Source organism: Denitratimonas tolerans (assembly GCF_037203605.1).
In the GTDB taxonomy this organism is placed as follows: domain Bacteria; phylum Pseudomonadota; class Gammaproteobacteria; order Xanthomonadales; family Xanthomonadaceae; genus Denitratimonas; species Denitratimonas tolerans.
This window is the reverse complement of the sequence record NZ_JBBDHC010000028.1, coordinates 1-7,258: the sequence shown is the minus strand read 5'-3', so window position 1 is coordinate 7,258 and position 7,258 is coordinate 1. Positions and strand designations below refer to the sequence as shown.

The following is a 7,258-nucleotide window of genomic DNA, read 5'->3' as shown; positions in this document are numbered from 1 at the left end:
TCGGTGAGAAATGGCTACGCACTGAGCCGCTGCGTGGCCCCGCGATGTCGAAAACCCACGCATGAACCCCCGATCTGTGCCCGATCTGTGCCCAAAGCGGCGCTTGCGCGACCGCCGCCTACCCGCCAGACTCGCCAAAAAGGGCGGTTGAACTTCCTATACCCTGGCGCGGCGGCTGCATCGCAACGCAGGCGACCTGCACTGATCGCGATGGCCGGATCAGCCTGGCCGGAACTTCTCGCCGGCCATGCGGATGCCCCAGATCAGCTCCACCAGCGCGCGATTGTTGAGCAGCGGTTCGCCGCCCAGGATCAGCCAGTAACCCACGCCATCGACCCAGAACAGGGTGAAGGTGGTGGCCGGCATCAGCATGTCGATGCTCTCGTGGAACGACACCGCGCGGCCGGTGCCCTTGTAGCCGCGCTGCTTCTGGCGGTTGACGAAATCCAGGAAATCCGCCGCTGCCACCGACAAGGTGTCGGCCTCGTCCTGGGCATAGCCCACGCGCGCCAGGCAGAAGCCGTCATCGGAGGCCAGCGCCGCCATGCGCGAACCGGAAAGACCGGCGATCGCGTGCGGCAGGTAATCGTCCAGCACCACGTCCGGGGCCTGCAATTCACGCCCGATCTCGTGCAGCCAGCCGCGTTTCAGACCTTCTTCCAGCAGCGCCTGGCGTTCCGCATCTTCGCCCAGCCAGACGCTGCGGCGCAGCGCCGAGCCGCGCGGCACCAGCGTCTGCAGGCGGGCGCTGGTGGCATCCGGCGTGCGATCGGCGAATGCCAGCAAGGCTCCGGCCGGGGTCAGCATCAGATACGGATCGGCAGGTGCGATGCTCATTGCCGTTCCGTGCTCAGCCCGGCGCGCCGGCGCGAACCGGGTCCAGACCGTGGATCAGGGTGCCGACCAGCGTGGCCATATGCGCGCGGCTGCGCGGATCGGCTTCCATCACTGCCGAGGGCAGGCCCAGGCTCTGCATTTCCCGCGCCACCTGCTGGCGCACCTGCCAGCCGGCGGCTTCGGCGTGGGTGATGCCGACCACCAGTCCGGTCTGGTCGATGAAGCTGCGGAACTCGTTGACGTAGATGCGCAGGTCGGCCACCGGGTCGGCGGCATCGCCCTTGAGCAGCAGCACCAGACCGAGCGCGTTTTCGGCAAGGATTTCCCACATGAAGTCGAAGCGTTTCTGCCCCGGCGTGCCGTACAGATGCACCTGGTCGCCGTTGTCCAGCCGCATCACGCCGTAGTCCATCGCCACCGTGGTGGTGCGTTTGAGGCGGCGGGTTTCGTCGGTGGCCACGCTTTCGGTGCTGACCACTTCGATGTCGGAAAGCGCCTGCACCGCGGTGGTCTTGCCGGCACCGACCGGGCCTGCGAATACGAGTTTGTACACAGCCATGGGCGGGTGGTCCTCAGAAGAGCCGGTCGAGCAGGAATTTGAAGAAACCGCGCCGCTGCGCGTCGCTTGGCAACGGTGCGGCGGCGGGCAGTGCGCTGTCTTCGGGCGTGACCTGTGCCGCACCGGAAAGCAGGGTGAGCACCGCGAAACGGTAGACCTCCTGTTCGCGGCCCGGGAACAGGCGCGCCAGCGCAATCATCGATTGCGGTGTGCGCGCACAGGCTGCCGCCAGTTGCACATCGAGCGGCCCGACGGCACCCAGCCGGGTGAAGTTGGGCAGGCGTTTCAGACGCAGTTGCAGGTCGCCGTGCGGGTGCAGTTTCAACGCGGGGAACCAGGTGGCGGCCAGCTCCCAGGTGAGCGTGTCCAGCGGCAGCCGCATGCGGTGTTCCAGTACGCCGAAGCGTTCGTGCACCGCCTTTTCGGCTTCGGTACTGCTCAGCGACTGAAGCGTGATCTGATCCAGCACGGTCGGGGTGCTGAGCATTTTCTGCAGCATCGGCAGGCGCAGGCCGGTTGCGACCCAGCCCTGCTGCACGCAGGCCACGAAGGCGACACTGGTGTTGAAGTGCAGCATCACCGCGTCGCCGGCGGCGAGGAGGCGTTCGCCCAGGATCATCAGTGGCTGCGTGCGCAGTTCCGGAAACACGCGCAGCAGGACCGGCACCGCGCCCGTGCGCAGGCCGATGCCTCGGGGCGCCGGCTTTGCGGCAGGGCGTGCAGCCGGGGCAGGCGCGGCCGCACCATTGCTGCGTGCCGTTGCAGCGGATTCAGCTGGAACCGCTGCCGGCTGGCTCAGGCGCTCGGCCAGCTCCAGTGCACGGCGCCAAGCCGGCAACGGTGGCGTTTCCGGCGTGGTCTGGGCGGCGGCGCTGTGCGGTGGCGGAGTGCTGACACGCGGGGATGCGTCGTGTTTGACCGCAGCGCTGAGGTGTTCCGGATCCAGGATCTGCACCAGCCCGGCCAGCAACTGGGCGCTGCTGTACGGCGTCTTGACGACGACGATCTGCTGCGCCGGCCCGCTTGGCAGCGGTTGCCCGGTCCAGCCACTGTCCGGGTCGCGCGACAGCAGGATGGCCGGGCGGGCGGCGAGGAACTGCATCAGCGCCGCTTCGGTTTCCGGCGTGCGCATGCGCATCCCAGCGCTGAGCAGGTCGATGACGCAGCTGGTGCAGTTGCGCGCGGAGCGGTCCTGCTCCGGCAGTTCCAGCCGGGGACCGCGCGCCAGGCGATGGGTTTTCAGGTTCGGCCAACGCCGCCCCATCAGCACTTCGATCGCGCCGGCTTCGGGGTCGGAGAGGCCCACCAACAGAACGTCACTCATGAACCCGGGCCTCGTTGCAGGGTTTCGGACACTTCTCGCCAGCGCGGAGACAGCTCGCGCCGGGCCTTGATCATCGCACTGCGGGCCAGCATGAAGGCCAGCGTATCGCCGGCCCCTTCGCAGTGCGCCAGGAATGCTTCTTCCACCGCCGCATTACCATTCAGCAGCGCCGGCAGGGCTTCGGCGGCGGCACGGCGCGAATCATCGGCACCGCACAGGATGGCACGCGCCGGCACGTCCAGCGACGGCATCGCCAGGATGCTGTAACGCGTGGCCAGCGCGGTGACGCGCGGCAACGGCCCGCTGCTGATCTGCCGGGCGAAGGCGTCGAGCACTCCGGGCAGTAGCCGCTGCCGGATATCGGGCCGTTGCAGCAGTCGGCTCAGACGGGAAGGGTCGCCCGCAGCGGCATGTGCCATGTCGGCCAGCGCGCCCTGCAACGGTTCGGTGCCGCGCAGCCGGCATGCGAATTGAACGCGCGCCTCGTGCGCGTCCGGATCGCTCCGGTTGCGCAGCACGCGGCGCCCGCTCTGGCGAAACTCCAATCTTTCCGCCATGTCCTCCATCGGCTTATTCCAGCAGGGTGTCCATCAGATCGATCATGAACTCGGCGTCCTCGGTCGACATCGCTTCAAAGCCCTGGTTGATCCCGATCTCGTCCAGCACCGGCTGGCCATCGGCCGAGCCTGCCAGGCCCAGCAGTGCTTCGCGCAGCTTCGGCGCTTCGGCTTCGACCCGTGGGTGCACCAGAATCACATGGCTGATGTCGGCCAGCTTGCTTTCGATCAGCGGCTTGAGCTGGGTCAGGGTCAGGCGCGAGAGCGAGTGGAAGGCTTCGGCCAGCATGAAGCAGGCATCGGCTTCGCCCTTGATCACCATCCGCGCGGCGGCCTGGTAGGACTCCACCACCTGCCAGTTGATGTCGGCTTCGGTCAGGTCGGCCGGTTCCAGCAGGCGCAGGCCGATCAGCTTCACATCCTTGTTGTCGGTCAGCGCGACCTTGCTGCCGGGCTTGAGCTCGCGGAAGCTGGCGACCGGCGACTCGGCATGTGCGGCGATGACCATTTCGTTGGCCTTGTTGATCGGGCGCACCAGCGTGACGTAGCCCGAATCGCGCACTATCGAGGCGGCATCGAACGGGTTGGCGTAGATGATGTCGGCCTTGTCTTCGGCGATCAGTTGCGCCTGCTCGCTGGCCGAGGCCGGCGTCAGCAGGCGCAGCGCGAGCCCGGTCTTGCGCTGCATCAGGGTGTTGAGCATGTGCCAGCCGGCGAAGCGCTCGGGGGCGAAGTCCGGTGCAATCAATACGTTGATGTTCATCACGCACCTCCTTCGGTGGCCAGCATCTGCTTGTAGCGGGCCTCGGCCTCGGCGATCTTGCTGCGCGAGGGTTCGCGCCGCACCGAGGAATAGCCGACCACTTCGCCTCCGCGCCGGTTCGGCACGGCGGTGGCGTAGACCCAGTAGTGCGAACCGTCCTTGCAGAGGTTCTTGACGTAGCCATGCCATTTTTTGCCGGCCTGCAATGTGCTCCACAGGTCCTGGTAAATGGCGCGCGGGATATCCGGGTGCCGCAGGATGCAATGCGGCTGACCGATCAGTTCATCGCGGGTGTATCCGGAGATTTCCACGAAGGCGTCGTTGCAATGCGTGATCGTGCCATTGAGGTCGGTGCGCGAGACGATCAGGCGGCCTTCGGGATAGGGCCGCTCGCGCTGGCTGATCTTCAGCGTGCTGCTGCGGCCATCGTGATAGTTGTGCGGACGTTCCTGGGTGGCATCAGGCGCGGGCGACTGCGGGGGAAAGCTCATGACGCACCTCCAGTCAGATCAGCTTGGACAGCGCTTCGGCTGCACGTTTGATGTCCAGGAACAGCAGGCCCAGCTTGGCATTGGGCTTGGCCAGCACGGTCAGTACCGCCTCGCTGCCGGAGGAACTCATGATCACGTAGCCCTGCTGGCCCTGCAGCAGCACCCGTTCCAGCGTGCCGCGCACCAGTTCGCGTGCGGCGCGATCGCCCAGCGACAGCAGCGCGGCCGACATCGCGCCGACGCGGTCCTCGTCCATGCCCTGTGGAAGCGCGGAGGCGATCATCAGGCCGTCGGTGGAGATCAGGGCCGAGGCCTCGACATCGGCCGACGAGCTTTTCAATTCTTCCAGTACCTGTTGGAACATATCCTTGCGCATGGCAGTTTCCTTTGTGGGTCAGGGGTTTACAAAACGGTGTTTCCTCATCGTTGCTGCGGGGCGGACTTCGGGGTGCCGTATCAGCGATGCGTGAAGCTTGCGTCCAATACGGCAGGCTAGTTCAGGAAGGCTCCCCCTTTGTTGCACTCTTGGATCTTTCAGGTGTGTGGCGCGGCGGCTGCATGGGTCGCAGTCCGGGCTGCCTGTGAACACGGGCGTCACTGCAAATGTTCACCTCCTGTTTAGTCTTTCCACTGCATAGGGTCAACCCCTACCAAGGGCCGATACCGGCATATTCAACGGGTGCGCGGGGCGCCCGCGAAGTGTGTGTTTCTAGCTAATTTTCAATTGGATAAAACTTCGGTAAGTGGGTTGTGAGCCCACTTTTCCCGGCGCGCCCGGAAGGTTTCTCACGAAAGTTCACATCTGCTTGTGACAGCACGTATCGCCAGCGCGCAAAAGCGCGCGGTGATGTCCACAGGTTTCGCGGGTTCGGGCCTGACGGGGCTGCGGAACAGGGGCAGAGCGGGCCATGCACGGCCCGGATATCGCTTATGCACGGCGTTGCGCCGCGCGCCGGTACGCCCGGAAAGATCTGTTCGCGTGAAGCCGGCTGAGCCGATGCGAAACAGCATGGCGTTCACAGGCCATGGGCACGGTGGCACGGGCCGGTGTGGTGTGCATGGTGGTTCCCCTTGGTGCAGAAAAACGGATGGTGTCCGGTGCCTGCCTTGGCGGTGCTACTTTTCTGTGAGGGTAAGGGTAGGACATTCGGGCCAGTGTTGGTAGCAGGTGCAGGGGAAGAAAAGGCCCGGATGACTTCATGACCTGTTGCCCATGCGTACAGCCAGATGCATCCGTACAATCGGTCGGTCATGCGTATCCTGCATGATGGCGCGTATGGTTTTTCTCCCGCCGTTGGAACCATTCCGCCTCCGCTCCAGTCGCATTCCCTTTGCATCGCCCGACAAGGAAGCCTGCATGCTTCGTCCGCTCCGCGCCCTGTCCCTCGCCTTCGGCCTTGCCTTCATCGCGTTTGCAACCGGCTGCAGCAGGAACGATTCCGCGCCTGCCGCAACGGCCAGCCTGCCGCCGCTGGTTACAGTGGGCAAGGTGGTTCAGGTGGAATGGCAGGACGAAATCCAAGCGCTGGGCACGGCGCAAGCCAATGAATCGGTCACGTTGACCGCCAAAGTCACCGAAACCGTGACCCGGGTGAATTTCCAGGATGGCGATTTCGTCGAAGCCGGTGCCGTGCTGGTGGATCTTTCCGGCCGCGCCGAAGTGGCGCAGCTGGAAGCCGCCCAGGCCACCTTCGTGGAGGCCAGCAAGCAGTACGAGCGCCTCGCCGAGCTGGTGAAACAGGGCACGATCCCGCGCAGTCAGCTCGATACCCAGCTCTCGGTGCGCGATGCCGCGCGCGCGCGCGCCGACGCCATCCGCGCGGCGCTGGCCGACCGCTCATCGCGATCCTGGCCGACAAGCTGCCGCCCGAGCAGCGCGACCGTGCCCGCGTGATCGGTCTGGCGCTGGCGCTGGGCATGCGCCTGGTGCTGCTGGCCGCGCTGTCGTGGATCATGCGGCTCACCACGCCGCTGTTCGAGGTCTGGGGCCATCCGTTCTCGGGGCGCGACCTGATCCTGCTGGGCGGCGACCTGATCCTGCTGGGCGGCGGCCTGTTCCTGCTGTTCAAGGCCACGATGGAGCTGCACGAGCGCCTCGAAGGCGTGCAGCACGACGCCCAGGGCAGCCGCGCCTACGCGTGCCGGGCGGCGGCGTCGCCCTGATCCGCGCCAAGACCGCGATCGCTGGCCTGAAGGGCATCAACGAGGACCAGAACCACGGTATCGCCATCGCCCTGCGCGCGATGGAAGCGCCGCTGCGCGAAATCGTCCACAACTGTGGCGAGGAGCCCAGCGTGGTGCTGAACCGCGTCGCCGAAGGCAAGGACAACTTCGGCTACAACGCGGCCACCAGCGAGTTTGGTGACATGATCGCCATGGGCATCCTCGACCCGACCAAGGTGACCCGTTCTGCCCTGCAGAACGCCGCCTCGATTGCCGGCCTGATGATCACCACCGAAGCCATGGTGGCCGAGCTGCCGAAGAAGGAAGCCCCGGCCCACGACCACGGTGGTGGCGGCATGGGTGGCATGGGCGGTATGGACCTCTAAGTCCGCCCATCGCGCCAGTGGTGGCGCGAAGGCGTCCGCGCAGCGGGCGAACCGCGCCCTCCAGCAAGCAAGCGTGACCACGAAGCCCGGCCTTTTGCCGGGCTTCGTGCTTTCTGGCGTCCGACGTGGGAAACGCCCTGTCTTAAGCGCGGCGATGTCCGATACGAAAACCGGAAAA

8 protein-coding genes and 2 pseudogenes are annotated in these 7,258 nt (G+C 66.0%); 3 read left to right on the top strand and 7 right to left on the bottom strand.

Going from position 1 to position 7,258, the window contains the following annotated elements; translation table 11 throughout:
* Positions 1-219: 219 nt before the first annotated feature.
* The 7 genes from WB794_RS13250 to WB794_RS13220 form a co-directional block, all read right to left on the bottom strand.
* Complete coding sequence (locus WB794_RS13250) at positions 220-837, bottom strand: hypothetical protein (RefSeq protein ID WP_337336333.1); 618 nt, start codon at positions 835-837, stop codon at positions 220-222.
* A 13-nt stretch (positions 838-850) separates the two neighbouring features.
* Entirely contained in the window at positions 851-1,396 is a 546-nt protein-coding gene (locus tag WB794_RS13245; RefSeq protein ID WP_337336332.1) for a GTP-binding protein, read from the bottom strand.
* A gap of 13 nt (positions 1,397-1,409) precedes the next feature.
* On the bottom strand, positions 1,410-2,498 hold the full coding sequence (locus WB794_RS13240) for a hypothetical protein (protein ID WP_337336331.1): 1,089 nt from the start codon (positions 2,496-2,498) through the stop codon (positions 1,410-1,412).
* A 218-nt stretch (positions 2,499-2,716) separates the two neighbouring features.
* On the bottom strand, positions 2,717-3,277 hold the full coding sequence (locus WB794_RS13235) for a hypothetical protein (RefSeq protein ID WP_337336330.1): 561 nt from the start codon (positions 3,275-3,277) through the stop codon (positions 2,717-2,719).
* Between the two features lie 13 nt (positions 3,278-3,290).
* The gene (locus WB794_RS13230; RefSeq protein WP_337336329.1) at positions 3,291-4,040 is read right to left on the bottom strand and encodes a phosphate/phosphite/phosphonate ABC transporter substrate-binding protein; all 750 of its coding nucleotides are present in this window, start codon (positions 4,038-4,040) and stop codon (positions 3,291-3,293) included.
* Positions 4,040-4,531, bottom strand: coding sequence for a PAS domain-containing protein (locus WB794_RS13225; RefSeq protein WP_337336328.1), 492 nt, complete (start codon positions 4,529-4,531; stop codon positions 4,040-4,042). The genes WB794_RS13230 and WB794_RS13225 overlap by 1 nt, the downstream gene beginning before the upstream one ends.
* A 13-nt stretch (positions 4,532-4,544) precedes the next feature.
* On the bottom strand, positions 4,545-4,907 hold the full coding sequence (locus WB794_RS13220; RefSeq protein WP_337336327.1) for a roadblock/LC7 domain-containing protein: 363 nt from the start codon (positions 4,905-4,907) through the stop codon (positions 4,545-4,547).
* A gap of 981 nt (positions 4,908-5,888) precedes the next feature.
* Between WB794_RS13220 and WB794_RS13215 the strand changes: the two genes are divergently transcribed.
* The 3 genes and pseudogenes from WB794_RS13215 to WB794_RS13205 form a co-directional block, all read left to right on the top strand.
* Entirely contained in the window at positions 5,889-6,425 is a 537-nt protein-coding gene (locus WB794_RS13215; protein ID WP_337336326.1) for an efflux RND transporter periplasmic adaptor subunit, read from the top strand.
* A pseudogene (locus WB794_RS13210) lies at positions 6,371-6,670 on the top strand (TerC family protein); the annotation flags it as partial. The gene WB794_RS13215 and the pseudogene WB794_RS13210, both read left to right, overlap by 55 nt.
* A pseudogene (locus tag WB794_RS13205) lies at positions 6,670-7,080 on the top strand (TCP-1/cpn60 chaperonin family protein); the annotation flags it as partial. The pseudogenes WB794_RS13210 and WB794_RS13205, both read left to right, overlap by 1 nt.
* Between the last annotated feature and the right edge of the window lie 178 nt (positions 7,081-7,258).

Excerpts from the sequence above, each read along its gene's own strand:
- WB794_RS13250 (WP_337336333.1), bottom strand. The coding sequence starts at position 837 with ATGAGCATCGCACCTGCCGATCCGTATCTGATGCTGACCCCGGCCGGA.
- WB794_RS13245 (WP_337336332.1), bottom strand. The coding sequence starts at position 1,396 with ATGGCTGTGTACAAACTCGTATTCGCAGGCCCGGTCGGTGCCGGCAAG.
- WB794_RS13240 (WP_337336331.1), bottom strand. The coding sequence starts at position 2,498 with ATGCAGTTCCTCGCCGCCCGCCCGGCCATCCTGCTGTCGCGCGACCCG.
- WB794_RS13235 (WP_337336330.1), bottom strand. The coding sequence starts at position 3,277 with ATGGCGGAAAGATTGGAGTTTCGCCAGAGCGGGCGCCGCGTGCTGCGC.
- WB794_RS13230 (WP_337336329.1), bottom strand. The coding sequence starts at position 4,040 with ATGAACATCAACGTATTGATTGCACCGGACTTCGCCCCCGAGCGCTTC.
- WB794_RS13225 (WP_337336328.1), bottom strand. The coding sequence starts at position 4,531 with ATGAGCTTTCCCCCGCAGTCGCCCGCGCCTGATGCCACCCAGGAACGT.
- WB794_RS13220 (WP_337336327.1), bottom strand. The coding sequence starts at position 4,907 with ATGCGCAAGGATATGTTCCAACAGGTACTGGAAGAATTGAAAAGCTCG.
- WB794_RS13215 (WP_337336326.1), top strand. The coding sequence starts at position 5,889 with ATGCTTCGTCCGCTCCGCGCCCTGTCCCTCGCCTTCGGCCTTGCCTTC.